General features: G+C 58.1%; 24 protein-coding genes and 2 pseudogenes. 15 read left to right on the top strand and 11 right to left on the bottom strand.

The window, feature by feature from the left end:
- Positions 1-126: 126 nt before the first annotated feature.
- Complete coding sequence (locus tag B0G75_RS12495) at positions 127-600, top strand: benzoate/H(+) symporter BenE family transporter (RefSeq protein ID WP_106305227.1); 474 nt, start codon at positions 127-129, stop codon at positions 598-600.
- Positions 601-1,073: 473 nt separating this feature from the next.
- Positions 1,074-1,577, top strand: a complete 504-nt coding sequence (locus B0G75_RS12490) for a hypothetical protein (protein WP_106305224.1) — start codon at positions 1,074-1,076, stop codon at positions 1,575-1,577.
- A gap of 91 nt (positions 1,578-1,668) precedes the next feature.
- On the opposite strand, the gene B0G75_RS12485 is transcribed toward B0G75_RS12490, so the two are convergent.
- The 4 genes and pseudogenes from B0G75_RS12485 to B0G75_RS12470 all read right to left on the bottom strand — a co-directional run bounded on the left by B0G75_RS12485 (position 1,669) and on the right by B0G75_RS12470 (position 5,261).
- Positions 1,669-1,887 (bottom strand): hypothetical protein, encoded by a 219-nt coding sequence (locus B0G75_RS12485; protein ID WP_106305221.1) that lies wholly within the window; start codon positions 1,885-1,887, stop codon positions 1,669-1,671.
- Between the two features lie 179 nt (positions 1,888-2,066).
- Complete coding sequence (locus tag B0G75_RS12480) at positions 2,067-3,536, bottom strand: NAD-dependent succinate-semialdehyde dehydrogenase (RefSeq protein WP_106305218.1); 1,470 nt, start codon at positions 3,534-3,536, stop codon at positions 2,067-2,069.
- Positions 3,537-3,851: 315 nt separating this feature from the next.
- A pseudogene (locus tag B0G75_RS12475) lies at positions 3,852-4,448 on the bottom strand (glutathione S-transferase family protein); the annotation flags it as partial.
- A gap of 108 nt (positions 4,449-4,556) precedes the next feature.
- Positions 4,557-5,261, bottom strand: a complete 705-nt coding sequence (locus B0G75_RS12470) for a glutathione S-transferase family protein (protein ID WP_106305213.1) — start codon at positions 5,259-5,261, stop codon at positions 4,557-4,559.
- 198 nt (positions 5,262-5,459) lie between these two features.
- On the opposite strand from B0G75_RS12470, the gene B0G75_RS12465 reads away from it, so the two are divergent.
- Complete coding sequence (locus tag B0G75_RS12465) at positions 5,460-6,035, top strand: TetR/AcrR family transcriptional regulator (RefSeq protein WP_106305691.1); 576 nt, start codon at positions 5,460-5,462, stop codon at positions 6,033-6,035.
- 743 nt (positions 6,036-6,778) lie between these two features.
- Here B0G75_RS12465 and B0G75_RS12460 read toward each other — a convergent pair.
- Positions 6,779-7,243 (bottom strand): RDD family protein, encoded by a 465-nt coding sequence (locus tag B0G75_RS12460; RefSeq protein ID WP_258194409.1) that lies wholly within the window; start codon positions 7,241-7,243, stop codon positions 6,779-6,781.
- Between the two features lie 149 nt (positions 7,244-7,392).
- Here B0G75_RS12460 and B0G75_RS12455 point away from each other — a divergent pair, with 149 nt between their 5' ends.
- Positions 7,393-8,655, top strand: a complete 1,263-nt coding sequence (locus tag B0G75_RS12455) for a putative Na+/H+ antiporter (protein WP_106305207.1) — start codon at positions 7,393-7,395, stop codon at positions 8,653-8,655.
- Between the two features lie 384 nt (positions 8,656-9,039).
- On the opposite strand, the gene B0G75_RS12445 is transcribed toward B0G75_RS12455, so the two are convergent.
- The gene (locus tag B0G75_RS12445) at positions 9,040-9,798 is read right to left on the bottom strand and encodes an IclR family transcriptional regulator (RefSeq protein WP_106305204.1); all 759 of its coding nucleotides are present in this window, start codon (positions 9,796-9,798) and stop codon (positions 9,040-9,042) included.
- 149 nt (positions 9,799-9,947) lie between these two features.
- On the opposite strand from B0G75_RS12445, the gene B0G75_RS12440 reads away from it, so the two are divergent.
- The 6 genes from B0G75_RS12440 to B0G75_RS12415 all read left to right on the top strand — a co-directional run bounded on the left by B0G75_RS12440 (position 9,948) and on the right by B0G75_RS12415 (position 17,551).
- Entirely contained in the window at positions 9,948-11,219 is a 1,272-nt protein-coding gene (locus B0G75_RS12440) for an aromatic ring-hydroxylating dioxygenase subunit alpha (protein WP_106305201.1), read from the top strand.
- Positions 11,220-11,279: 60 nt separating this feature from the next.
- A complete protein-coding gene (locus B0G75_RS12435; protein WP_027803806.1) occupies positions 11,280-12,059 on the top strand; it encodes an SDR family NAD(P)-dependent oxidoreductase in 780 nt (259 codons plus the stop codon).
- An 11-nt stretch (positions 12,060-12,070) separates the two neighbouring features.
- The gene (locus B0G75_RS12430) at positions 12,071-13,027 is read left to right on the top strand and encodes a PDR/VanB family oxidoreductase (RefSeq protein WP_106305688.1); all 957 of its coding nucleotides are present in this window, start codon (positions 12,071-12,073) and stop codon (positions 13,025-13,027) included.
- A 100-nt stretch (positions 13,028-13,127) separates the two neighbouring features.
- A complete protein-coding gene (locus tag B0G75_RS12425; RefSeq protein ID WP_106305198.1) occupies positions 13,128-14,378 on the top strand; it encodes a nitrate/nitrite transporter in 1,251 nt (416 codons plus the stop codon).
- A 94-nt stretch (positions 14,379-14,472) separates the two neighbouring features.
- Positions 14,473-15,558 carry a porin gene (locus tag B0G75_RS12420; RefSeq protein ID WP_106305195.1) on the top strand — a complete coding sequence of 362 codons (1,086 nt, stop codon included), beginning with the start codon at positions 14,473-14,475 and terminating at the stop codon, positions 15,556-15,558.
- A gap of 373 nt (positions 15,559-15,931) precedes the next feature.
- A complete protein-coding gene (locus tag B0G75_RS12415; RefSeq protein WP_106305192.1) occupies positions 15,932-17,551 on the top strand; it encodes a hypothetical protein in 1,620 nt (539 codons plus the stop codon).
- A gap of 438 nt (positions 17,552-17,989) precedes the next feature.
- Here the strand turns inward: B0G75_RS12415 and B0G75_RS12410 are convergent, their stop codons facing one another.
- The 3 genes from B0G75_RS12410 to B0G75_RS12400 form a co-directional block, all read right to left on the bottom strand.
- Positions 17,990-18,250: a hypothetical protein gene (locus B0G75_RS12410; protein WP_106305189.1), complete on the bottom strand. Its 261-nt coding sequence runs from the start codon at positions 18,248-18,250 to the stop codon at positions 17,990-17,992.
- A gap of 52 nt (positions 18,251-18,302) precedes the next feature.
- On the bottom strand, positions 18,303-18,614 hold the full coding sequence (locus B0G75_RS12405) for a hypothetical protein (protein ID WP_106305185.1): 312 nt from the start codon (positions 18,612-18,614) through the stop codon (positions 18,303-18,305).
- A gap of 228 nt (positions 18,615-18,842) precedes the next feature.
- Positions 18,843-19,748: an NAD(P)/FAD-dependent oxidoreductase gene (locus tag B0G75_RS12400; RefSeq protein WP_106305685.1), complete on the bottom strand. Its 906-nt coding sequence runs from the start codon at positions 19,746-19,748 to the stop codon at positions 18,843-18,845.
- Between the two features lie 152 nt (positions 19,749-19,900).
- Between B0G75_RS12400 and B0G75_RS12395 the strand changes: the two genes are divergently transcribed.
- The gene (locus tag B0G75_RS12395; RefSeq protein ID WP_106305182.1) at positions 19,901-20,347 is read left to right on the top strand and encodes an Rrf2 family transcriptional regulator; all 447 of its coding nucleotides are present in this window, start codon (positions 19,901-19,903) and stop codon (positions 20,345-20,347) included.
- Complete coding sequence (locus B0G75_RS41850) at positions 20,250-20,795, top strand: H-NS family nucleoid-associated regulatory protein (RefSeq protein ID WP_308705799.1); 546 nt, start codon at positions 20,250-20,252, stop codon at positions 20,793-20,795. The genes B0G75_RS12395 and B0G75_RS41850 overlap by 98 nt, the downstream gene beginning before the upstream one ends.
- Positions 20,796-20,982: 187 nt before the next feature.
- Here B0G75_RS41850 and B0G75_RS41260 read toward each other — a convergent pair whose 3' ends face one another.
- Positions 20,983-21,219 carry a hypothetical protein gene (locus B0G75_RS41260; RefSeq protein ID WP_106305178.1) on the bottom strand — a complete coding sequence of 79 codons (237 nt, stop codon included), beginning with the start codon at positions 21,217-21,219 and terminating at the stop codon, positions 20,983-20,985.
- Positions 21,220-21,272: 53 nt separating this feature from the next.
- On the bottom strand, positions 21,273-21,581 hold the full coding sequence (locus tag B0G75_RS12380) for a hypothetical protein (protein ID WP_106305175.1): 309 nt from the start codon (positions 21,579-21,581) through the stop codon (positions 21,273-21,275).
- Between the two features lie 534 nt (positions 21,582-22,115).
- Here B0G75_RS12380 and B0G75_RS42010 point away from each other — a divergent pair.
- From B0G75_RS42010 to B0G75_RS12370, 3 genes and pseudogenes are all read left to right on the top strand, one after another.
- A pseudogene (locus B0G75_RS42010) lies at positions 22,116-22,265 on the top strand (competence protein CoiA family protein); the annotation flags it as partial.
- A 96-nt stretch (positions 22,266-22,361) separates the two neighbouring features.
- A complete protein-coding gene (locus B0G75_RS12375; protein ID WP_106305172.1) occupies positions 22,362-23,543 on the top strand; it encodes a hypothetical protein in 1,182 nt (393 codons plus the stop codon).
- A 603-nt stretch (positions 23,544-24,146) separates the two neighbouring features.
- Positions 24,147-24,494, top strand: coding sequence for a hypothetical protein (locus B0G75_RS12370; RefSeq protein WP_106305169.1), 348 nt, complete (start codon positions 24,147-24,149; stop codon positions 24,492-24,494).
- The last annotated feature ends 335 nt before the right edge of the window (positions 24,495-24,829 follow it).

The following is a 24,829-nucleotide window of genomic DNA, read 5'->3' as shown; positions in this document are numbered from 1 at the left end:
ATGATTTGGTGTCAGCAATTGCCGTCGCTGGGCCGGCCACTGGCCAATGGGCAAGCTTGGGCAGAGACGTACAGAATAGTGAGGAGTTGGCCATTGACGCGCTCAACGCCAGGAACATAACCGTGAATGGCAAACGTGTTCGCTTCGGGCTTGTGGCTGCGGACGACGGTGCAGGCCCCAGAGTGGGCAGCATCGTCGCGCAACGTGTGGTCGATGACCACTTGGTCGCCGTTAATCTTTCTTCTCGTAGCTGGCGACATTCGAGTAGTTCACGACGAGTCTCATCTGCAGGCGGCGTTCATCATAGTCATCGCGACCGTGTCCAACATGAGTTTCCTAGGACTTGGTTCGGCGCTCTGGGGAACCGTCCTCGGGACGGCTGCCCATCTCGCCCGACGCGTTGAAATGACGGTCGTCGCGAATTCAAATGAAAGCCGCGACCATCGTTACCTTCTTAGGGGGGCGCCTCGCCTGCGACACGTGCCGCTCGGGATGTCCGCGTTGAGGACGTCGAGCTATCTTCTCTCGCCTACCATCGCTCAATCTTGCTTCTTCTTTTTGCTGTTATTTTCCTCTAGCGTATATCTCTTGTTTTTGTGAATGCCCCTTGGTGGAGTTGAGCGCCGCCATATCCTAAGCGAGGCCTTCAGACACGTTCCAAAGCATCATGAGAGGCCCCCCGGAGCCAGCGTCGCCCGTCAGCCGTTCGCCTCAGGGCGCTAACTTCGCCACCCTGTCCGGTGTCTCAAGGCTATCCCACAGTACCGGCTATCCTGCGACCGCTGCCGTTGATGTCCGACCAGTCGCGCGGCTGCACCTCGGAACGGGCAGCACTATATACCGCGCCACAGGGGTGATGATTTCGCATGGGACACGCTGCGAGCAGAAATCTGGCCGCGTGCGTGGGAGATTTGCCTGCAAAAAAATTTTGAGTCTGCAGCTGACACCCAACGATACGCCTACTCTTGACGAGCGGCATGCGCCAGACGGGCCGCATCACCGAGTTGGTAAAATCACCATGTATCTATCTATCTATCTATCTATCAACCAACCGAACAATCAAGCGTCGTTGAATGGACATCTTCTACTACTGGCAAAAGCTCGAAACCAACCTCAAGAACCGTGAGGTCGGGTACTTTGGTTCCAACAACCCAAAGCTCTCGGAACTCGCGGGACGATTACCTGAGCGAATCTGGGTATTCAAGACGCCGAAGGGCATGAAAGGTTCAATTCAGCTAGTTGGGTCGCTGATGGTCTGCGATGAGCCGCGCGTTGCAGTCAACACTGACTACCCGAACGTGATTTACTACGACCCGTTCTCGCCCGAGTCCGTCATCTACACGGACTCAAAAACGCCTGAGCGAATAGCCGAAGTCTCAGGATACTTTCAGTATCGGTTTCACTCAGCGTTCAGTGCCAACTTCAACGGTGACGCTGGAATACAGCCGCTGGAAACCAATGTGGTGCGGGGCCTGGAGGCAAAGGTGGCGGACTGGTCTAAGGTCCAGATGCTCGAACGGGTCAAGGAACCCGAGAAGGTGTACCCCATCAACCCATTCGCTCAGCAAACCCGGTGACAAATGCGACACGGCAATGCGGCGTCGGGCCCGCTCTATGTGTCGCCCTACGTTAGCTGACGCAATCGACGGCGAAGCGCCTTGCCCCTCACTACCCGTGGCTATCGACCCACGCGCGACACCACGAAAGACCTGCTGTTTCTGCCGCTTCATCAGTATCGAATGCGTCGAGCACCCCAGACGCCGCCACTACCTTCGAGTCGAGCATAATTGTGGCACTGCTGGCGAAGCGCTCCGGTCGCAAGATGTCATCCTGCTGAAGGATGGCATGGCCCCACAGGGTGTATCCACGGTATTTGTCAGTCTGCATCTATCGACGGCCTCCTTTGCAACCCGCTACTGGGATTTCACGCGGGTAACGCGGCCATCGCCCACATCGGGCGGCACTCAAGCCCGGCGCTGCAGGAAGCTTCATACATCAGCGAGCGCATGCCCGCCCTGGACATGCGCTCTCCATCTTCAGGACCTTGGCACCATCGTCTGGGCCGCTTACAGACCGGCGAGGCTGAGATATTTCAAGTTGAGGTACTCTTCGATGCCGTGCGCCGAGCCCTCTCGACCGAGACCACTGTCCTTCACACCACCAAATGGTGCTTCGGCTGTCGTAATGACCCCGGCATTGATTCCAATCATGCCACTTTGAATCGCCCGCGACACGCGGAAAGTACGTGCCAGGTCTCGAGTATAAAAGTAGGCGGCGAGACCAAATTCCGTCGCATTCGCCGCCTCGACTGCTTCATGCTCTTCCTTGAAGCGGAACAGCGCGGCGACGGGACCAAAGGTCTCCTCACTTGCAATCAGCATGTCCTGGGTGGCGTCAGCGATGACGGTCGGCTCAAAGAATGTAGCGCCAAGCTCGTGGCGCTTTCCGCCCAGCAACACGCGGCCACCTTTCGCCTTGGCATCCTCGACTTGCGATTCAACTTTCTCAACCGCAGCCAGGTTAATGAGAGGTCCCTGGTCGGCACCCTCCATTAAACCATTGGCGACCTTCAGCTTCTTGACGCGGTCCGTCAGCCGACGCGCAAACTCATCGTAAATGCCATCCTGCACGTAGAAGCGGTTCGTGCATACGCATGTCTGTCCGCTGTTTCGGAATTTGCCTGCCACAGCGGTCTCGACAGCGAGGTCAAGGTCGGCATCGTCGAAAACGATAGTTGGTGCATTGCCACCTAACTCCATCGACAGTTTCTTCATGCTGTCAGCAGATTGCTTATAGAGCAGCTTTCCGACACGGGTTGAGCCCGTGAACGTTATCTTGCGAACCAACGGATTCCGGGTAAGTTCGCCGCCCACCGCAGCGCCGTCGCCCGTGACGACGTTGACGACGCCTGCTGGAATGCCAGCTCTTTCAGCCAGTACCGCGTAAAGCAGGCCACAGTACGGAGTAAATTCCGATGGCTTGATGACGATAGTGCAACCAGCGGCGAGCGCCGGCGCGACTTTGCGGGAGAGCATCGAAAACGGGAAGTTCCACGGTGAAATCGCGCCCACCACTCCAACAGGCTCGCGCGTCACCAGAATCTGCCGGTCTTTCCACGGCGAAGGGATGATTTCGCCATTGATGCGACGCGCTTCTTCGGCGAACCACTGGATGTAGTCCGCACCGAGCTTCATCTCTCCACGCGCTTCGGCGAGGGGTTTCCCCTGCTCAAGCGTCAGCATCGTTGCGAGGATGTCCAGATTGTCTCGGACGAGTTGCGCCATGCGTTGAAGCTTCTCGGCCCGCTCCGCTGCCGTCGTCATTGACCAGGTGAGAAAGGCTTCTTGTGCTGCGTCGACGGCACGGCCCGTCTCAGCACCGGAAACCCAGGGAATGGTACCGACGCGTGTGCCGCTTGCCGGGTCCTCGACATCATAAGTGCTGCCGTCGTCGGCACCCACCCAGTTCCCGGCAACGTAGTTCGCTTCCTTTAGCCAGCCAGCGACCTTGATGTCATCCAACGTGAACGTGTTCATGGCGTATATCCGTTTTCGGATTCAGGAGCAAGGCTGAGGGGAGCCCATGCCCTGGTTAGAAGGAGGTATCTCTTGCTGTAAAAAATCGTGCATACATACGCGTGACGCGTGCTGGTTGGAGCATCTCTGATTTAGCAGGACACACTGCTTCTATTGTTTTTGTAGCTATTCCGGAGAGCTCCTTCCCAGCTGTTTGCCTTACTTACCTTGTGGATTGTCCAGTTCCGGGATACCACTCTGACGGTCAGCGTATGCCGCCTTGAAGCTCGGGCGTTGTTGCCAGCGTTTCCAGTACGCATCGAGGAACTCAAAACGCTCGTCAAGCGGAGTGGCGTTCACCGGGAACTTGGAGAACGCGATTGCAGTTGCCAGCGTGATGTCTGCGAAGGTGGGTTCGTCACCGCCGAGCAACCATTCGCGTCCGTCCGAGAGGTGCTTGTTGACCAGTGCCGCATGGGCTAGTGCTTCCTTGCGGCTGTGTTCCCCCCATGCCTCGTTTTTTGTCAGTTCGAGCTTGAAACCGAGACCGGTGTGCAGCACGTGGAAAGCCGTGACTATTCGATAGAGGATATGAACCCAGATGCGGTTATCCCACATGTTGTCGAGGCCCTGTTCCAGCGGGGTCTCGCCCATAATCTTCCGGCCCGGGAAAGTCTGGTCGAGATAGCGAACCACAGCGGCTGTCTCCGAAATAAAGCTGCCGTCGGCCAGCTGGAGCGTCGGCGTTTCGCCCCACGGATTCATCTTCAGGTGACGCCAGCCGCGCTGCTCGCCAACCGGCGTCATGTCGTAAATCGTCTCGTCGAACTGCTCCACGATACCTTTCTCGTACATGAAGAGCCGCAAGCGCTGCGGATTGGGGAATGCGGAGGGCGAAGTGAAGACTCGAAGTTTGGAAGAAGTGGATGACATGGTGCGGCTCCTACGATTAAGGGAATTGTGACTTCACAAATAGGCTACCAACCACTTGGTAGAGTATTGGCAGAAGAAAAAAGCGACCTGCCTTGGTGCGGAATCGATTTAAAGGTCTTGGGGATTGTCGAGCTCTGGAATGCCGCTTTGACGGTCTGCATAGGCAGCCTTGAAGCTCGGGCGTTGCTGCCAACGCTTCCAGTAGGCGTCCAGGAACTCAAAACGCTCGTCAAGCGGAGTGGCGTTCACCGGGAACTTGGAGAACGCGATTGCAGTTGCCAGCGTGATGTCTGCGAAGGTGGGTTCGTCGCCGCCCAGCAGCCAGTCGCGTCCATCCGACAGATGTTGGTTGACCAGGGCCGCATGGGCGATTGCCTCCTTGCGGCTGTGCTCACCCCATGCCTCGTTCTTCGTCAGTTCAAGTTTGAAACCGAGGCCGCTATGCAGCACGTGGAAGGCCGTGACAATTCGGTACAGGATGTGAACCCAGATGCGGTTGTCCCACATGTTGTCGAGACCCTGCTCCAGCGGGGTCTCGCCCATAATCTTGCGGCCCGGGAAGGTCTGGTCGAGATAACGAACTACGGCCGCCGTCTCCGAAATAAAGCTGCCGTCGGCTAGCTGTAGCGTCGGCGTTTCGCCCCACGGATTCATCTTCAGGTGCCGCCAGCCACGTTGTTCGCCAACTGGGGTCATGTTGTAGATGGTCTCGTCGAAATGCTCGGCGATGCCTTTCTCGTACATGAAGAGCCGCAAGCGCTGCGGATTGGGGAATGCGGAGGGCGAAGTGAAGACTTGAAATTTGGACGACATGGTGCGACTCCTGAGGTTAAGAAGGCTTATCTCTACCACGCAGGCTACCTGCCACTTGGTAGGCCGACGCGTTGTAAAAAAAGCAACTTGCGTTGCCGGGTGGTCACTTCCAAGTGTTCCTACCTGCCACTTGGTAGGATGAACTTTATGAGATAGAATTGAGCCTGTCAAGACCATTTGCAAAAAGAGGTAGCACCGGTGAAAACGGAAGGCGGTTCAAATTCGAGGGAGAACATCCTTGCTGCGGCGACTAAGGTTGCGGGGGCGCACGGGTATGGCGGGCTGAACTTTCGTGACATCGCGGCGGAAGTCGGTATCAAGGCCGCCAGCATCTACCATCACTTCCCCACAAAGGCCGAGCTGGGCGCCGAAGTGGCTAAACGTTATGCGGAGCAGTTTGCCGTGATGCTCGACGCGCGACTGTCTGCCACGGGCGACCCGAGTCTCAGCTTGCGCGGATACCCTGATACATTCAGGACGGCGCTGCAGAACGATAATCGCATGTGTCTATGCAGCTTCATGGCCGCTGAATATGATGACTTGCCGGACATGGTGAAAAAGGAAGTTCAGAGGTTCGCCGATGTGAACATCAGTTGGCTGGCGAAAGTGCTCGTTGCCGCCGGGGTGGTGAAGCCCGAGGAAAGCGCAGGCCGCGCGCGCGCCATTTACGCCGCCATTTCTGGCGCGCAACTCATGGCGAGGGGCCGCGCTGATATAGCGGCCTACGATTCGCTGGTTGAGGACTATCGTAAAGCTGGTCTTCTTCCAAGCTAGCGGCTTGTTCGACCCGCGCACCACGAGCGACAAGTCCAATCATTCCGGGATGCACTAAAACCGCATCTGAACGTGAACGGTGTCGTCCGAGGCCGGCGCGGACATCGGTGGCGCAAATGCGCCAGAATAATGGTTCCGAACTGTCCGACGCCATTCGCCAATGGTGCTTTCAATCTGGCTAATGCAGCACCTTGCGACGTCTCAGAGTTCGCTCTAGCGTATATCTCTTGTTTTTGTGAATGCCCCTTGGTGAAGTTGAGCGCCGCCTTATCCTAAGCGAGGCCTTCAGACACGTTCCACAGCATCATGAGATGCCCCTCGGAGCCAGCGTCGCCCGTCAGCCGTTCGCCTCAGGGCGCTAACTTCGCCACCTTGTCCGGTGTCTCAAGGCTATCCCACAGTACCGGTTGTCCCGCGACCGCTGCCGTTGATGTCCGACCAGTCGCGCGGCTGCACCGCGGAACGGGCAGCAGCATGTATACCGCGCAACAGGGGTGATGATTTCGCATGGGAAGGACGCACTCCGAATTGTGGCTGCGAGCATTAGAGATTTGGCTGAAAAAAAAATTCAGGCGGACCTGCGGCGAGCAGGCGATGGAGGAAAGCTCTACGGAATTTGAAGAGGTGCGAAACCAGCGAGCAACGTGCAAGTGGACGTCGGAGGGCTGGTTTGCTTTCCTATCGGCCAGCAAAAGAACGGGGGTGCTTTGCCATAGGGAATCAAGATGCGACGGGTTGATAGTCTATGATGAAACAAGGTATTCGTTAACGACAACAGTGTTTGCCATTCGGTCATGCAGCGCCTGCCTTCGCGGATTGAACGGAACCCATAGAAATCCCGCTCCGCACGTTGCGAAGGTAAGCATGTAGCCCGCTGTGCGCAAGAAAGCTTGCCTGACCGTCATTGCCTGACCTGTATCCGCATCCACGATTCGCAATCGCAAGACGCGCTTACCGGGATACGTGCCCCATACGGCCCAAAGAATGCCAGTCACGAGAATCGGGACACACTGGCCTACCAGCAGCCATAAGACAAGGGTCGAAGCAAAGGCGTCAGGGGCCAGCAACAGGTCTTGAGTTGACGGTCCGAGAGGCACAAAGAGCACGATGACGGTCCACCAAAGCGAATCAATGAACAAGGCACGGGCGCGCTGGGAATAGGTGGCGTAGCGCATGGTAATGCCGGATTCTCCAGGCGATTGCAGCATCAGTCAGTTGGCCTTCGTCCAGCGTTTCAGCTTAGCCTGAGCAGGTGCCGCGGATGTAACGTCATCGTCGCCGAAACAATCGGCGCGTAGGGTGTTTGTAATATTATGGCGGAGTCGTCAAAACGAAAGCGTCTCCAGCACCCTGTTCAATGCCCAATTCTGTTGAAATTTCTGCCGCCGTTATCTTTGCCCTTGCGCTCATTCATACGTTCGCCGTAGCACGCATTGAGAAGCTCTCGCACCGTTTCCCGCGGCATGCGGGTGTCTTCCACTTCCTCGCGGAGGTGGAGGTCGTCTTCGGATTCTGGGCGCTGATTCTGTGTCTCGTGATGTGGGCGCTCGTCGGGTCACACATGACCATCGAGTACCTGGAGCATCGTGAGTTTACGGAGGCGCTGTTCGTCTTTGTCATTATGGTGGTCGCCGCGAGTCGACCCATTCTCGTACTGGTAACGACGATTGTGATGCGGCTCGCGCGGTTTCTGCCTGTGCGCACTGAAGTTGCCGTTATCTGGTTCTCCCTGTCTGCCGTTCCCCTCCTGGGCTCTATCATCACTGAACCTGCGGCGATGACACTCGCTGCGCTATTGCTGCGCGATACGCTGTTCTCCGCGCGAAGTTCCGAGCGGGTGAAGTATTTCGGCCTGGCGTTGCTTTTTGTGAATGTGTCCATCGGTGGGGTCATGACGGCGTATGCAGCACCGCCGGTGTTGATGGTCGCGAGTGCCTGGGGTTGGAGCACCGGATTTATGGCAGCCACCTTCGGATGGAAAGCGGCGCTTGCAGTCGTTTTCAATGCTACGGCTTTCGTCGCCCTGATTGCCAGGAGCGTGCCGACGTCCCGAGGGAGCGAGGGTGATATAACCTCACCGTCCCAACACGTTCCGGTTGGCGTCACGCTAGTCCATCTCGGGTTTCTCGCGCTTGTCGTCATCAACTCGCATCACGCTGTCGTGTTCGTCGGGGCGTTCCTCTTTTTCCTGGGGTACACGCACGCTTACGAGCGCCACCAGTCGCCTCTCATGCTGCGCGAAAGCCTTCTGGTCGCTTTCTTCCTTGGCGGCCTGGTTGTACTCGGCGGCCTACAGCAATGGTGGCTTCAGCCGATAGTGCGTTCCATGGATGCGTTGACACTGTATTTCGGCGCCACAGGTCTGACGGCAGTCATGGACAACGCTGCCATCACGTATCTCGGGTCGCTCATACCTGGCTTATCAGACAGCGCAAAGTACCTGCTCGTGGCAGGAGCGGTGACGGGCGGAGGATTGACGGTGATTGCAAATGCTCCGAACCCGGCCGGCCTCGCGATACTTGGAAACCGGTTTGAGGGAGGCGCAGTCAGTCCGATGAAACTCCTCGGCGCCGCGCTCATGCCAACCATAATCGCAGGCCTAGCCTTTCTGGTTTTATAGGCAGGTTCGGTGGTTGATTGGCATTGCCTCGGCGCGCTGGGTCAGTCGCCGAAATGTTTCATCGGGCATGACCTTGACAAGGATAACGTTGACTTGCTGCGTGGCGGCAAACTGAGCGCTGTCTTGCATCACGACCTCCGGCAGGACATGCGCAGCGCGTGCCACTCCATCATGCACTTTCATAAGCTGTTGCCGGCGTCGGCCGTCGGCCGTCGGCCTCTGCTCGTCGGTCGTTGTGATTACGCCGACAAATATCCCTCAAACTGTTGAGCATCGCTTTGCAGGCGTGCGACCGATAGGTAGCCTGGCGAACTTTACTCAAGATGACGAGACGCCGCCGTTTATTGTCAAGGCAATGTCTCGAGTGTTGCGCGCCATTGGTTGTTAGGCATTCCGATGTCCGAGCAGTTGAGACAAATCTGCGGTCGCATGCTTTAGCAGTTCAGCGAACTGCTCTACACGCTGCTCATTGACCCGGATGCTCGGGCCAAAAATGCAAAGCGAACCGGCGACCTGATTAGCGCCGTTGAAGAACGGTGCTGCCACAGCCACAGCGCCCTCAATCAGTTCGTGATGACTGGTACCGAAACCCTTGACTCGGATTTCTTCAATGTCGTTCATCAGCGCTGATATGTCCTGGCTGGGGTCGACGAGGTAGCGCCGAAGTTCTTCCGGCCCGAGTTGCATCTGCGAAAGGATGGTGCGCCCACTCGCTCCACGCACCAGTTTTTCACGGTATCCAACGCCGCGCCGAAAACTGAGCGGGTGGATGCTCTCCAGTTCGGCTACGCAGAGCCGATAGGTGTCGTCGGGTACGAATAGGGCGACGGTTTCGGACGTCGCGTCTCTGAGGTTTCGCAGCACCGGCAGTGCTAGTTCGGCAATTCGATGGTCGCTCAACCATACGTGAGCCAATTGGGCGACGGAGCTTCCCAGGTTGAATCGCTGTGGCTCGCCTGACGACGCCAGAAAGCCCGCCTGCTCTAGCGTATTGAGCAGTCGATACAGGGTCGGGCGGCTGAGATTGACCCGCGCGAGCAGTTCCGCGACCGTCAGCGATTTGTCCCCCGGTCTGAACGCCAAAAGAATGTCCAATGCCCGCTCAACCGCGCGAACGCTCTCGTGCGCCTTCTTTTCTTCCATTTTCTACGGTCCTTTTGGGCGGTGTTGTCAGCGCCATTGTAGAGAAAATCCCCTATGTCCCAACACTTGAGCTTTCCAGTTGGTGTCCGTACAATGAAATCACATTCTCACCAGACGGACAAACGTCACATACGAATTGGAGTTGGAGCATGGACAAGAACATGTCGGAAACGCTCGTGCGCACCGGCCCGGGCACGGCGATGGGCAATCTGATGCGGCGCTATTGGGTACCGATACTGCTCGTGAGCGAAATCGCCGAGCCGGATTGCCCACCGGTGCGCGTGCAAATCCTCGGCGAAAAGTTGCTGGCATTCCGGGATTCGGATGGCAACGCTGCGCTGATTGACGAGTTCTGCTCGCATCGCGGTGTCTCGCTCTATTTCGGGCGCAACGAGGAAAACGGCATCCGCTGCTCGTACCACGGTCTCAAATTTGACAGGAACGGCAACTGCGTCGAAGTGCCGTCTGCGCCGCAGGCCTGCAAGCACATGAGCATCACTGCCTACCCGTGTATCGAGCGCGCCGGTATTGTCTGGGCGTACATGGGCCCCAAAGACAAGCAACCGGCACCGCCGGACCTCGAGTGGTGCAACTTGCCGCCGGACCACGTGTTCGTATCAAAGCGTCTGCAGGAGTCCAACTACCTGCAGGCTATGGAAGGCGGCATCGACACGAGCCACGTCTCATATGTGCACCGCTATGAGGTCGACGAAGACCCAATGCATCAGGGCACGAAAGCGCTCGAATACATCAAGGCGGACGGCAACGTCATCTTCGAAATCGAGAAGCAGCCTTTCGGACTCACGCTGTTCGGACGTCGCAATGGTGAGCCGGATTCTTACTACTGGCGCATCACGCAGTACCTGTTCCCGTGGTACACGCTCATTCCGCCATTTGGCGACCACTCGCTGGCGGGCCACGTCTGGGTGCCAATTGACGACCATACCTGCTGGGCGTGGAGTATCAATTTCCGTCCGGACCGTCCGCTGTCCGAGGAAGAGATGAGCGACCTGAACGCAGGTAGGGGCATTCACTGCGAATATGAGCCAGGCACGTTCCGTCCGAAGGCGAACAAGGACAACGACTATCTGATTGACCGTCAGGCCCAGAAGGACAAGCGCGCCTATTCCGGCGTCTTCGGTTTCGCGATGCAGGACGCGTCGCTGCAGGAAAGCATGGGTGCCATTCAGGACCACAGCAAAGAGAAGCTGCTGCCGACGGACCGCGCCATCGTAATGGCTCGACGCATGCTCTATGAGGCAGCTACTGCTTTGCAGCTTGACACTGACCCGCCCGCAATCGATGCAGACCAGCAGCGCGTGCGCGCGGCCGGCGCATTGCTCCCGCGCGACCAGAAACCGCAAGAGTGGGCGGTCATCCATCTCTCGGATGGCAAGGGTCAGCCGATTTACTCCATCTGAGCGAGCTTAACGCTCCCCAATCTTCTCTGTATAAGGAGGCCGGCACCACGCCGGCGCGAGATGCAAGGTTCAAGACTAAGAGAGAAAGTCGCGCTGATTACCGGCGGCGGAGGCGGCATTGGGGCCGCAACCGCACGCGTGTTCTGCGACGAAGGTGCGGCAGTCATCCTCGTCGACGCAAATTCACAAGCCCTCGCGAACGTCGTCGACGAGCTGCTCAGCCGTGACCCGGCTGCACAGGTTCAAACGCATGTCGCTGACGTCGCCAACGCAGCCCAGGCGGCTGCGGCGGCGGAGCTCGCGGTAAGTAGCTTTGGGCGGCTTGACGTGCTCGTCAACAACGCCGCGATGCGCAACTACAGCGCCCTCGCCGACGCGACGCCGGAAGAATGGCAAAGCATGGTGTCGGTGAACCTGGTGGGCACCTCAAACTACTGCAAGGCGGCCTTGCCGTTTCTACGGCAGGCGGGGGCGGGAAGCATCGTCAACGTATCGTCCTGTTACGCGGTTACCGGCCGCAAAGGGATGGGCCTTTACGACGCAACTAAAGCCGGCATGCTTGCCATGACCCGCACGCTTGCGTTTGAGGAGGCGGCGCATGGCGTGCGCGCCAACGCAATATGCCCCGGCTCGACGCTGACTGATTTTCACGTTAACCGCGCGCAGGCCGCTGGGAAAAGCGTAGAAGTGCTCAGGACGCAGAGGCAAGACACCTCGTTGATAGGACGATGGGCGTCTCCCGAGGAGGTCGCCTGGCCGATTCTATGGCTGGCGAGCGACGAGGCATCGTTTATCACCGGCACGACGCTGATGGTCGACGGTGGCTTGTCGATTATGTAACGGTGCTGACCATGAACGATTCCACAATGACCGTGCGCGTCGCACGGCGCAATATCGAGGCTGACGGAATCGTCAGTTTCGAGCTTGCGAGTCCAGACGGTTGTGATTTGCCGGCGTTCGATGCAGGTTCACACGTCGATGTTCACTTGCCAACGGGGCATGTGCGGCAGTATTCAATTTGCAGCGCGCCGCACCAGCGGTCACGCTACCAAATTGCCGTGTTACGCGAAGCTCAATCGCGAGGTGGTTCGGCAGGTATGCACGACGCAGTTAAAGAAGGTGATGAACTGCGCGTGAGCATGCCCCGGAACCACTTTGCCCTCGCGCCGGATGCTGTGAAGCACCTGTTGGTAGCCGGAGGCATTGGGCTGACTCCGCTTCTTTGCATGGCACAACACCTCGACCACGCCTGCGAAGAATTCGAACTGCATTACTGCGCACGCTCCCGTTCCCGTGCGGCGTTCCTGGAGCGGCTTGCGAATGCGCCATGGTCGGAACGCGTTAAATATCACTTTGACGACGAGCAACGACTTCATCTTGATGCTCTGTTGAACGAAGTCATCCCGGAAACGCACCTGTATGTCTGCGGACCACAAGGCTTCATGACTGCGGTGCTTGATGCTGCGCGGGCGAACGGGTGGCCAGAGAGTCGGCTGCATTACGAGTTCTTCTCGGGCACTGCCGTCGATACGTCGTCCGATGGCGCCTTTGAAGTGTGCCTCGCGCGCACCGGAAAGACAGTAACCATCCCCGCAGACCGCACGGTGACCCAAACGCTCGCGGACGCTGGTGTAGAAGTGCCGGTCTCATGCGAGCAGGGCATCTGCGGAACCTGCGTTACCCGCGTGCTCGACGGTGAGCCGGAACACCGCGACCTGTTTCTATCCCCGGAAGAGCAGTCGCGCAACGACCAGTTCCTGCCATGCTGCTCCCGCTCGAAGTCAAGGAGACTTGTGCTGGACCTGTAACGCCGTAATCCTGCAATACACGCCCGGTGCACACTGCGTGCCGGATGTCAAAACCGAAGAAGAACAAGGGCGGCGTAAGCACGCCACGCATGGAGGAGTCATGGAAAAAAACCTGACGTCACCGGGTGACGTATCGCGCGCGGACCGGGCCGCGTCAAGCGCCGGTGAAACGGAGGCTAGCCCCTACCGCTGGGTTGCTCTGTTCATCGTGTGGGCAGCATTTCTTCTCAGCTACGTAGACCGCGTCGCATGGAGCACGGTCGCAGCGCCTGTCGGCGCCTCGCTCGGTATCAAGGTGTCGCTGCTTGGTGCCTTTGTCACGGCGTTCTATGCGGGGTATGTCGTTGCGAACATCATCGGAGGCATGCTGACCGACTTTCTCGGCGGTCGGGCCATGATGACGCTTGCCTTGCTTCCACTCGGGGTCTTCACATTCTTCTTTGGTGAAACGACCTCGTTGACGGTGGGCATTCTGATTCAACTGGCGATGGGCTTTGCCGCGGGCGCTGACTATTCGGCCGGGATGAAGGTGATTCCTGCGTGGTTCACGCGAGACCGCGGTCGAGCGATGGGGATTTACACCACGGCGACATCGCTCGCGGTGGTGCTTGCCAATGCGATTGTGCCCACAATTTCCGCACAGTACGGCTGGTCGAGTGCGTTTCGCATGCTCGGTGTCGCCACGTTCGCCTGGGGTATCGTCTCCTTGCTGTTTCTCAAGAATCGCCCGGGTGGAGAGCGAGCTCCGGCTCGCAACAGTGCGAAAGAGATGCTTGGCCTCTTGCGCAATCGCAATCTGATATTCCTTTCCATTGCAGGTTGTGGTGGTCTGTGGGCGACTGTTGGCTTCGGCGCATGGGGGAATGCGCTGATGACGCGCCAATACGGCATCTCTCCTGTCGTGGCCGGGTCGATTATCGCGTCCTTCGGCATCGGCGCGGTCGTTGCGAAACCTACACTCGGATGGATTTCCGACCTGCCGGGCATCTCGCGTCGGCTCATGTCCATCCTGGTTCTCGTCGCGTTCGCTATCACACTGATTGTTTTCGGCATGTGCTCGACCGTCACGCAGTTCTATATCGTCGCGCCGATTCTGGGCGCATTTTCCTATGGCTACCTGCCGGTGTTGATGGCACAGGTGAGCGATGCATCCGGTAAGCGGCTGGCGGGAGCGAGCGCTGGCTGGACAAACGCCATCTGGCAGATGGGAAGTGCGGTGTCTCCACTGGCCGTTGGACATGTCTATGGCGGAACACATTCCGTCGTGCTAGCCGTGCTTACGCTGGCCATCGGGCCGGTCATCGGTCTTGTAGCGATGTTGTTCGTGAGCAAACGCATCGCTCAAGTTTGAGCATCCTGCAGCGTCGAACGCAGGACGAAGAATCGACGCTCTTCGCTGTAACATTAAATTAGTACGACTACCAACATAAGGTAAGGAGACAAGCTTGAAATCGAATCACGCTACGCGACTGGTGAGGACTGTATTCGCCGCTACGCTATGCTCGTTGGCAACATTTGCAGCTCACGCTCAGTCATCGGTAACGCTCTATGGCATTCTCGACTCTGGCGTTGAGTACGTCACTCACGCAGCCAGGCAAGGCTCCGGCAACCTGTTTCGTGTAAACACCGGCAATCGCATCAATTCGCGTTGGGGTTTCACGGGCAAGGAAGACCTGGGCGAAGGTCTGCGCTCGATATTCACACTCGAATCGGGCTTCGCGACAAATAACGGTACCTCACAGCAGGGCGGACGGCTGTTCGGCCGCCAGGCGTTCGTTGGCCTCGAAAGCGACAAGTTTGGTGCGGTGATGGCTGGCCGCCAGATGACACCGATGTATCGCTTTTCCCTTGCTCTCGACCCTCTGAACTACTCAAGCTATGGCTTGTCCGCCCAGGATGCACAGTTTGTTGGACGCGCTGATAACGCGCTCGAATATCTGGGGCACGTCGGTCCGTTCGAGTTGAACGCTCTCTATAGTTTTGGCTACGATTCGACGATTGCGAACGGTGGTCAGGTGCCGGGAGAGTTCCGGGTTGGGAAGCAATTTGATATCGGTGGGCGGTATCGCCAAGGACCATTTAACTTGACCCTGGTATATGAGCAACGCCGAGGTACAAGTGTGGCCTCGTCTGGCGACAGCGAACGGCGGTATCTGGCGGGCGGTTCGTGGGCCATCGGCAATGCGACCCTGTACGCTGGTTACGAACTCCTTCTGAACGACATTGTCGCTACGCTCACGGCGTCCCCACCGCAGACCATGGCATTCGGAGGCCTTCGGTATAAGGTAACGCCTGCGTTCCAGGTTTCGGCCGCTTCCTACTATCACATATTTCGGACGGTTTCGGCACATGCCATAAGCACAGGCGTCAACGCAGACTATTTATTATCCAAGCGCACCACGCTGTACGCGGATGTCACGTACGTCATCAACAGCACGAAGTCTGCTTTGAGTGCGACAGGCTCGACCACTCCAGTCGCGACCGGCGCGAACCAACTCGCGGTGGTGGTCGGCATTGCGCATACGTTCTGAGTCGCAAGCATCAGCAGGACGTCACGGATTGTGCAGGAAGCAAGCACTTCGACTGCCGCCGCGCGTCCGCTTGCGAACAACTTCTGTCCGCTTAGCTCGGCGCAGCATGTCCTTTCCGTTCTCCAGCCAAAACTAGCGCACTGCGTCTTGCGCATGGCATGGTGCGGGCATCGGGTCTGCGCGACCAATGCGTCATCGTCCTAGGACTGGATGAGCGGGGCAGCGCTGTTTAGTCCGTCCCGCAGGTTCCGGTTATTCCACCGGACGAATCCCATTTTTTCCAGTTCAAGGGTTTACGCTATTTAGCCCCGTCTCTTTAGACCACCTACGCTAACATAATGCGCGGCGCATAAGTCGGCAACGAGGAGTAGCCATGCGGATGCCACTGTGGATGAGAAACGGGCTGGCGAGAACGGATGCCGCCCCCGCTTTGAAAGCTGACGCGCCGCCAAAGGGCCGGGTTTATCCCCAGCCTTTCACCAAGGAAGAACTCTTCAGGAAATGGTTCGTCTACCGCAGCCGTGGATTGGCCGTTGCACTCGCTCTTATTCTGCTAGGGCTGTTTTCAACGTATGCCGAAACGTCGAGCTGGGCATGGACCGTGCCTTTTCAGCACCTTTTGCACGAGTTTGGAATGGCGCTCATGATTGCAGGCGTTGTAGGCATTGGCGTTGAGGTTTACACCCTATCTGTTGGCAAGTTCAAGAAAGAAGTTGAATATGACGAACATTTGAAGATGCTCGAAGTGATGGCCCACGGGCAGGTTATCCGCACAGAACCTTTCGAGGTCATCCAAGGAGCTCTGCCCTTACTATTTTCGGGCGACAAGTACCACTACATCGTACGCAATCTGCTGCAAGCAATCAGTAACATGGACGAGATTAGGAGGCTATCCGAAGCAAAACCCACAACGGAGGTCCGGCATATCATGAGTTTTTTGGCCTGGACAACCGATTGCTTCGTTTCGGATGTCGCCGGACAAATGGCTCGACTCATCAGTGCGCTACATCGACATGGAGACTGCCTGGTCTGCTTCACACCTCCAGACCGTTATGTACAGTACCGGCATCTGCTGAAAGCCCAGATTCGAAGCCTCTCGCTCGGTGACCGGTATGACTCACTCGCAAACGTTCGGCTGTACAACGACGACCCGAACGATGAATACATACAGGCGACGACATTCATGATTGCAAGGAAAGGAGTCAGCGTCCGCCGTATATTCAATCTCTCTGGTTATGATTTGGCTATGCCGCGCTCGGCAGAGTGCCGGCATGCCCAAGCTGTAATTGGTCTGCAACGCGCCTCAATATGTGTGGGGAATACAGGTCCTTTTCCAGATGAAGATTCTGACACGCCCGGCACGGCTGGTTCAGTCGAGTTTAGGTATCTGACAAAGGAAGTCCTTGAGGCGTCTGGCGAAAATTCAGAAAAGCTCGAAAAATTTCACTATGCGCTTCAACAGTCAGGCGTCAGTGCGGAGAACCTTCAGCGCACGTATTTTGGCGCATTTTACTTGGGCAAAAAGAAAGTGCTGCTTTTCGAAGGAGATTTTAATAATCAGGGCGCGTTGCGCGTGATGGCGGGGGAAGTGACGCGGGAAGACATAGTAAACAGAAAGCGCCTCTTTGAGGCACTTTGGGAGGTGTGCTCGACGGTCTCACCCTTTGACGCTCCCCCGTCGGCTCGGCAAGCCGTGGGCTCGCCTTCCGGCCCTAGTCAACATGCACCGACAGTCCCAGCCGGCGTATCAACTCTACCAGGTGAACAATCGCCGCAGACATCGATTGGGCAAACTGTTGCTGCAGACGGGGGTTTCCCTTCGCCGACTTCGTCCGCAACAGCGTCTGAGTGTTTCATGATTAGGGATATTAAGGAACTCGATGAGTTTGAACGGGTCCGGAAATTCGTCAGAGACAAACTGACACCGAATGAGTTCGCGCTGCTTTGCCGACACGGCTGCCGGTTAGCGGAGCCTGAAATGCCTGACAAGTAGTCCCATTCTATTGCATGTCGGCCGATGTCCTCGGGGAGTTACCATCAACTCTGGGGATAACACGCTGTCGGGACACGGTGACCGGCACCAGCAGTCGAATACTCGATATCGCTAATCAGCGGCAAGTTTCTAATTGTTGGCGCCAGCGCGGCGGCCAAAAAGACAGTTGCCAAGAATGCCGTCGTCAAGAAGGTCGCAGCGACAAAGAGCGCACCGACGAAGAAGGTTGCTGTGAAGAAGGTGATTGCCAGGGAGGCCGTGAGCGGGAAGTTGCCGGCTACGAAGGCGCCTGGAAAAAGAGCGCCGCGTAGCGTGGCCGTGCCCGCTCCGGTGGCCTCAGTCGAATCTGACGCCGAGTTGACGACCTAAACGTAGTTGTCAGGTGCCCGGTGGACCAGCGATTTTCTGTTTCCACCGGTACGCCAAGCCGACGACGACTTATTGGGGCTGTGCTGCCTGACGTTGCGCAGCCTGCTGTTGTGCTTGCTGCTCGGCTTGTTGTTGAGGGTGCTGCTTCGCAAGGTGTCTGCCGACCATGCAGCCACCGACCGCGCCAACTACAGCGCGGTGCCGCGCGTAATGCCCAGCGACCCCGCCGACCACCGCGCCCTTGATGCAACCTGCGGCGTTTGCCGTGCCTGCTGTCGCGAAGACCAGCGTCGTTGCAATCAAGGCGGTTCTTATCGGGCTAGCTTTCATTCGACGATACTCGGAGATTGGATTGGTCGATGTGGCGCCTTCCGGCGTCGATTCAATACCCGCGCCAATCACGACGCTCGCGCCACTCGTGCTCACGCCATTCCTGACGGCGCCATTCATGTTCACGCCACTCGCGGCGTTCGCGGCAATCGCGGGCTCGCCAGTCGTCGTCACCACCGTAAGCGACGGCGACCGGTGCGGGAGCGTACACGACGGGAGACGGCGGTGCGTACACTGGCTCTGCCGGCGCATACACGGCTCCAGGGATGCCCAATCCGATGACGACGTCGACGTGTGCCGATGCTGCCGTTGATGCTGCCAGTACTGCCAGACCGAGTACTGCGCCAAGAATCTTCTTGTTCATCTTCGCTACTCCTCGCACATTCGAGTGCAATGTGAGTGACTACGCTTCGGAGTGTAGGAGGCGGCGTCGGACACTTGTGAAACGACGGTGCGAGATGGGTAACACGGCATTACTCGCGTCGGCGCATCGCGCGGCGTACCTGGTCAGTGGCTGAACGTTCACCATGCGGTAGATGAATCCAGATACGCAAGTGCAAACGCCCGCACTGCTTACGCGTGTGGCAGAGCGTTACAACCCAAAGATGAGCGACCGGTGAGCAGCAACGCCGGCGGCAACTCCTGCAGCAGCAGCGAACGTCGCGTTCGTCCACGCACTAGCAGCATCACCTGCCGCGAAGACTCCCGGAATGCTAGTCTGCTTCGACTCGTTGACTCGAATCGTCGACCCCACTGGTCCATCGTCGAATTCGCATCCGAGCTGCAACGCGAGATTGCTGGCCATGTGAGTGTGTGGGCCGACGAACAGGGCGTCGATTGCGACGACCCGGCCATCGGCAAGACGCACTCCCGCAATTTCCGGCGCATTTCCGAGGACTTCCACGACTGGGGCACGCTCAACTCGCACGTTGCGCGCAGCAAGGAGCGCCGCCTCTTGCGATGTTGCTTCCGCGATGCCTTGCGTGAACCACGTCGTTGGCCCCCAATCGGGTATCAGTAACGCCTGATGGATTGACAACGCGTTCGTCGCAAGGACGCCGAGCCTTTTGTCGGCAACTTCATATCCGTGGCAATACGGACAGTGAAGCACGCTGACGCCCCAGCGCTCTTCAAGCCCCGGCAACGGGGGCAGCTCATCCCGCACGCCCGTTGCAAGCACTATCCTGTCCGCATCGAACGACCGTCCGTCGGTTAGCGTGACGACGAAACTACCATCGGCTCGCATGGCGGTATCTGCTTCAGTCGTCACGATATCGACGGTCGGATACCGGCCCAACTGGGCCGTTGCTTCGCCAATAATTTCCGCCGGGCTGTTGCCATCCTGCCCGAAGAAACCATGTGAATGGGCGGTAAATCGGTTGCGAGGCTTTCTTCCGTCGACGACAAGCACACGGCGTCTTGCCCGCGCAAGTTGCATGGCGGCAGACAATCCGGCAAAGCTCCCGCCGACAACGATGACATCAAATTGCGAACGCACGACGATTCTCCCATTGTGAGGCCAGGTGGACAGCACCGCTTGTGACCGCAGCAGTCCTGCTCGAGGAATACAAGTAACACATCAAGTTGCATGATACCCGTGTGGTATGCTGTTACGCAACTTCACGTGTTTCATGAAATGGGGCGACCTGGATGAGGACTGATAGCCGGATGTCGCGGACGCTGCACGCGTTGATTCACATGGAACGCGCCGATGGGCCACTGACGTCGGAGGCGCTGGCGGAAATGCTCGCCACGAACGCGGTTGTAGTTCGGCGTATGTTTGGCGGATTGCGGGATGCTGGATACGTGCAGTCGGAAAAGGGGCACGGCGGCGGCTGGGTCCTGGCCACGCCGCTTGAGGAAATTACGCTGCTGGACGTCTATCGGGCGGTGGGCGAGCCCCCCTTGTTTTCCCACCTCGTGTCGGAAGACCGTCCCGAGTGTCTGATTGAGCGAGCAGTGAACGCGCACCTCTCCGCGACCCTGCGGGACGCTCAAAGTGCGCTGCTGGCCAAATTCGAAAAAGTCACTCTTGCAATGCTATCTTCCGGATTTAAGGAGGCGTCAACGGGAAAGGGGAAGAGTCCCCAACGTTGATGCTAGCGAGAGCAACTGCGAGGAGTCGCGCGACAGTCATGCCCGTCCGCCGGCTTGGCTTGCTAACGTCAAGGACCGCAGCAAATTCCTGATTGCAGATGGTGCTGAAGCGACCGCTGCGACGAGCGTGGGTGGTGCGAGCAAGTCAAGGACTGCGGTCAAAAAGACGTCGAGGTCGGTCAGTGCGACTGCGGGCAAGGGGCAGCGGAAAGGTCCGCAACCGGCGCTTTACCGTGACCCGAAGTCCGGTGCAACTTGGGGCGGGCGCGGTCCGGCTCCGACGTGGCTGTCTGGTTCCAAAGACCGGACGCGGTTCCTCATTGACGGTGCCGTGGCGGTCGACGCAAAACCGGCGGTCACGAAGGCTGTTGCGAAGAACGCTCCGGCGGCAAAGAAAACTGCTGCCAAGAAGGCCGTGAGCGCGAAGTGCGGGCTAAGAAAGCAGTAGCGAAGAGCACGGTGCCGGGTGCAGTCAAGAAAGCGTCTGCAAAGAATGCGCCGCGCAAGACTGCTGCCGTGCCCACTCCGGGGGCGGCAGTCGAGTCTGGTACTGACTTGACGACCTAAACGTAGTTGTCAGGTACCCGTGGAAGAGCGATTATCTGATTCCACCGAGACGTCAAGCCGACGGCTTTTTATTGCGCCTGTGCTGCCTGACGGTGTGCGGCTTGCTGTTGAGCGTGCTGCTTCGCAAGGTGTCTGCCGACCACGCAGCCGCCAACTGCACCGACGACCGCGTGGTGTCCAGCATAGTGACCGGCCACTCCGCCGACGACCGCGCCTTTGAGGCAGCCGGCGGCGTTCGACGTTCCTATCGTTGCCAAGGCCAGCGTCGTTGCAATCAAGGCTATTTTTAACGGGCTAGCTTTCATTCGAAAGTGCTCTGAGATTGCATTTTGGGGACGTGGGTCGTTCCGGCGTCGTTTCAATAGCCACCCCAGCGACCGCGCTCACGCCACTCGTGCTGACGCCATTCCTGGCGGCGCCATTCACGTTCACGCCACTCGCGACGTTCGCGCCATTCGCGGGCTCGCCAGTCGTCACCGCCATACGCAACGGCAACAGGTGCGGGAGCATACACGACGGGAGGCGGCGGTGCGTACACTGGCTCTGCCGGCGCATATACGACTCCGGGGATGCCCAATCCGATGGCGACGTCGACGTGTGCCGATGCTGCCGATGATGCTGCCAGTACTGCCACACCGAGCGCTGCGCCGAGAATTTTCTTGTTCATCTTCGCTACTCCTCGCACATTGAGTGCAATGTCACTGACTATGGCTCGGAGTGTAGGAGGCGAAATTGGACACATGTGAAACGGCAGTGCGAGATTGGTAACACGGCATTACCGGCGTCGGCGTACCGCATGCGCCTGAGAATTAACGTCTGCGCTCGAATCGTATGTCCCAGAGAACGTAACCGCACGATGAATAGACTCGAAAGAGCGCACATTTGCAGTGCGTCGTTGAGTCACCGTTGGCTGTGGTGACTATGACACCGCGATTGACGTGGGCGGTCTCGACGAATTCGTCAGCGTGAGCTCGCAAATGTGCGAATGAAAATAAGCTTTGCGTCATCGTCTCCCCCCGTATTCAGGCGCACGCATTCGTGGACCCGGCCAGGAGCAACCGTTCGGTCCGCCTATCAAGCCACCCGACGGAACAGTTAGAATCGGCAGCCATTCAGTCAACGAGACCTGCATCGGACTTTATGCATCCACCGCATCGTTTTTGCGCTCGACCGTCAAGGCGGGCTTGTCGACATACACTCAGTGCCTCAGGGCCTAGCGTGCGGTTGCGTTTGTCCGGGGTGCGGCGGCCGCCTTTTAGCAAAGCAGGGGCAAATTCGGGCGTGGTATTTCTCGCACGCGTCCGGAGCCGAGTGTGTCGGTGGCCCAGAGACCGCTCTGCACCTTGCTGCGAAATGTCTGATACTCGAGCATCGCGCTGTCGCGCTTCCACCGCTCTTGGTCAATTTCAAAAGACTGCACCCGAGGTTCGGTCTCTTCGAGCGCTCGATGACCGTTGAGCTGCCGGAGAAAGTTTGGCGATTGAGCGAAGCTCGCGCGGAGTCGCGCATCGGAACGTACATCGCCGATGTCGCGGGACATCTGGACGACAGGACCGAGGTCATCGTCGAAGTGAAAGTCCGACACGAGGTTGAACCGGAGAAAGCGAAGTATCTTCGTGCGCGCCGCGTGCCGTGCATCGAGATTGACCTGCTCCCACTGTTGGAGGAGTCGCTCACACTGCAGGAGCTCGCATGGCACGTACTCGAATGCGGGACCAATCGCAGCTGGGTCAGCAACAGCGCCTACGCTGAAATCGAGGCGGAACTGCTTGCAGAATACCAAGCCTGGATTGCGCGCAAAAGAAGCGAGGTCGCAGGTGTCCCGCGTCACCAGCCTGAACCGCCGAAGCAGCCGAGCAAGGCCGACGAGGCTAACGCGCGGTATCAGGCTCTACCGGATGAGATAAAGCGTCTTGAATTGCGCATCGTGCTCGGGCTGGCAAACGGTGCACGCTGGCCACGGCATCTGCAGGTATCTGTCCGGGAAGGAGCGCAGGCCATACCCTTTCCCATTGATGTATGGCAAGGCGCTATCTTTGTCCGGTTCATCTATGACCCCATCGGCGGTCGTGAAGAGACGAAGCGGTTTTCTCTGTCGCATGTTTACGACTGGGTCAGTGGCAGATTCGGCACCTCGGAACTGGTCCGGCATCAGGTGTCGGCGGCGCTGAGACTTTTCCTCGGGTATCTTGCGAAATGCGGATTTCTCGAGCGTAACGGCGACGCATTTTCCGTTGTTCACGGGAGCCTCTGGCCGCCGGCGCGGCCGGAACCGCCTGTGCATCCCGCGAAAGCCTCGACACCGGCCCGAGCTGTAAGCAAGCCTACGGTCGTGGCTCTACGGCGAGAGTGGACGTGGCGGGAGCGATGGCCGTCGGAAGACGTTGCGCTCTTACGCGCAAGTGATGCGGCCGTCCGATATGCGGGCGCCCAGTTCAACGCTCAACTGTTCGTGGATATGCTGTACAGCATGTCAATCGAGCCTTCCGAGACTGCCGTTAAAACACTGGTCACCCAGTGTGGTGGCATCGCGGATGCTACCTTCGACCTGTTGAAGGACATCGGCGTGGTGGAAGAGTCTTGGCGGATGCTGCGAGGAGGTGTCGAGCCCCCATGGCGGTGTACCTAGCCTCGTCTCATTACTTTCGAGAAACTGGCTTTTGGAGCCTTCCTGACAGACGGCTAAGCGCCGAAAGCTCTCGAAGCGGGACTGCGCGGGAGAAACGTTCCGACGGATACGGTGCGCTATGTGCTTGTCATCCAGGGCGGGGCCTATGGACGCGAAGAACATTGAAAGTGGCACGGTTATTTTTAACGCGCTGGGCGCATATTGGCTGCATGCCATGGGGGCAATCGAGCGCAGGCGCAGTGTGACGCGAAGCGTGTGATGGTGCGCATTCCGCCTAACGACGGCCGGATGGTGTTCCTTCCGCTTGCTCAAGTTCGTGACGTAGACGGCGATATTCAGAGTGCCGTCTTGCATTCACACAGGAAAAAATAAAATGCGCACTCTGGTATCGCTTGTCGCCGCTGTGTCGACGCTGGCCGTTCTTCCTGGGTGCTCCGCAACTCAAAGTGTCACTGCTGCTCCGCAGGCGAAAGGCTTGCCGATGACATCAGCGTGCTTCACCGCCCACGGTGGCAGGTCCGCCGACATGGATGCAGCAATTCAGCGCAACGGGAAAATTATGGTGTATCGGTATCGGTTGCACGCGCATGCGACAAAGCGGACATGAACGTCACCTACACCGACAGTTGGTACTGGGACATCATCATGTATCTGCGCGCTATGGACATTCGCTTCTACAAGGCGCCGAGCGGCGGTCTTATCGCATCCGGGCACTGGAAGAATTCCGTGTTACATCAGTTTCCGAATGCCGACGGCGTGGTTCAGGGTTTGATGGGCAAGATGTTCAAGCAGACCGGCGAACCAAGTGCGGTCAAGACGAAAGCAGCTTCGAATAAGTCACCGCGCGGAACGAGCAGGGTGCGTGTGGCCTGCCAGCCCCCGCAGCCTACTAGTGGAACGCTCATGAATCAGTCCTCGCTCGGGCGCACAGTCCGGGCCTTTCTACGATAAGGTCTGTGGTCTATGCGTTATGCATAAAGCCAGCGTCCCTGAGGTCGCCTGCGGCTGTCCCGATGCTCGCAATCGTTTGCCATCCGCTGCCATTCGATTTTCTGATACCCGGTCCGCCAGCATTCAGCGCGTTTAAAGCCCCACGCTTCTCGCCGATGGCTCTGTGAATATTTGGCGCGCACTATCACTCTCCACCATGTCGTTGTGAGATTATGTGGCGGGGCGCGACCGTCGCGGTAAGGGCATACGTTCATTCCTCAAAGAGCCTGTATTCTCACTGCCTTTTCGGCGGATGGAACGTGGTAGGTCGGCGGCATAATCAAATTGAGAGAAGA

Source organism: Paraburkholderia sp. BL18I3N2 (assembly GCF_003001875.1).
GTDB lineage: Bacteria > Pseudomonadota > Gammaproteobacteria > Burkholderiales > Burkholderiaceae > Paraburkholderia > Paraburkholderia phytofirmans.
This window is presented reverse-complemented; position numbering and strand designations above follow the sequence as displayed.

Coding starts and splice junctions, on each gene's coding strand:
- B0G75_RS12380 (WP_106305175.1), bottom strand. CDS start 21,581: ATGAACAAGAAAATTCTCGGCGCAGCGCTCGGTGTGGCAGTACTGGCA.
- B0G75_RS12440 (WP_106305201.1), top strand. CDS start 9,948: ATGGACAAGAACATGTCGGAAACGCTCGTGCGCACCGGCCCGGGCACG.
- B0G75_RS12430 (WP_106305688.1), top strand. CDS start 12,071: ATGAACGATTCCACAATGACCGTGCGCGTCGCACGGCGCAATATCGAG.
- B0G75_RS12435 (WP_027803806.1), top strand. CDS start 11,280: ATGCAAGGTTCAAGACTAAGAGAGAAAGTCGCGCTGATTACCGGCGGC.
- B0G75_RS12395 (WP_106305182.1), top strand. CDS start 19,901: ATGAGGACTGATAGCCGGATGTCGCGGACGCTGCACGCGTTGATTCAC.
- B0G75_RS12470 (WP_106305213.1), bottom strand. CDS start 5,261: ATGTCGTCCAAATTTCAAGTCTTCACTTCGCCCTCCGCATTCCCCAAT.
- B0G75_RS12485 (WP_106305221.1), bottom strand. CDS start 1,887: ATGCAGACTGACAAATACCGTGGATACACCCTGTGGGGCCATGCCATC.
- B0G75_RS12405 (WP_106305185.1), bottom strand. CDS start 18,614: ATGAACAAGAAGATTCTTGGCGCAGTACTCGGTCTGGCAGTACTGGCA.
- B0G75_RS41260 (WP_106305178.1), bottom strand. CDS start 21,219: ATGAAAGCTAGCCCGTTAAAAATAGCCTTGATTGCAACGACGCTGGCC.
- B0G75_RS12460 (WP_258194409.1), bottom strand. CDS start 7,243: ATGCTGCAATCGCCTGGAGAATCCGGCATTACCATGCGCTACGCCACC.
- B0G75_RS12445 (WP_106305204.1), bottom strand. CDS start 9,798: ATGGAAGAAAAGAAGGCGCACGAGAGCGTTCGCGCGGTTGAGCGGGCA.
- B0G75_RS12495 (WP_106305227.1), top strand. CDS start 127: ATGGCAAACGTGTTCGCTTCGGGCTTGTGGCTGCGGACGACGGTGCAG.
- B0G75_RS12455 (WP_106305207.1), top strand. CDS start 7,393: ATGCCCAATTCTGTTGAAATTTCTGCCGCCGTTATCTTTGCCCTTGCG.
- B0G75_RS12425 (WP_106305198.1), top strand. CDS start 13,128: ATGGAAAAAAACCTGACGTCACCGGGTGACGTATCGCGCGCGGACCGG.
- B0G75_RS12410 (WP_106305189.1), bottom strand. CDS start 18,250: ATGAAAGCTAGCCCGATAAGAACCGCCTTGATTGCAACGACGCTGGTC.
- B0G75_RS12490 (WP_106305224.1), top strand. CDS start 1,074: ATGGACATCTTCTACTACTGGCAAAAGCTCGAAACCAACCTCAAGAAC.
- B0G75_RS12415 (WP_106305192.1), top strand. CDS start 15,932: ATGCGGATGCCACTGTGGATGAGAAACGGGCTGGCGAGAACGGATGCC.
- B0G75_RS12480 (WP_106305218.1), bottom strand. CDS start 3,536: ATGAACACGTTCACGTTGGATGACATCAAGGTCGCTGGCTGGCTAAAG.
- B0G75_RS12370 (WP_106305169.1), top strand. CDS start 24,147: ATGAACGTCACCTACACCGACAGTTGGTACTGGGACATCATCATGTAT.
- B0G75_RS12375 (WP_106305172.1), top strand. CDS start 22,362: ATGACCGTTGAGCTGCCGGAGAAAGTTTGGCGATTGAGCGAAGCTCGC.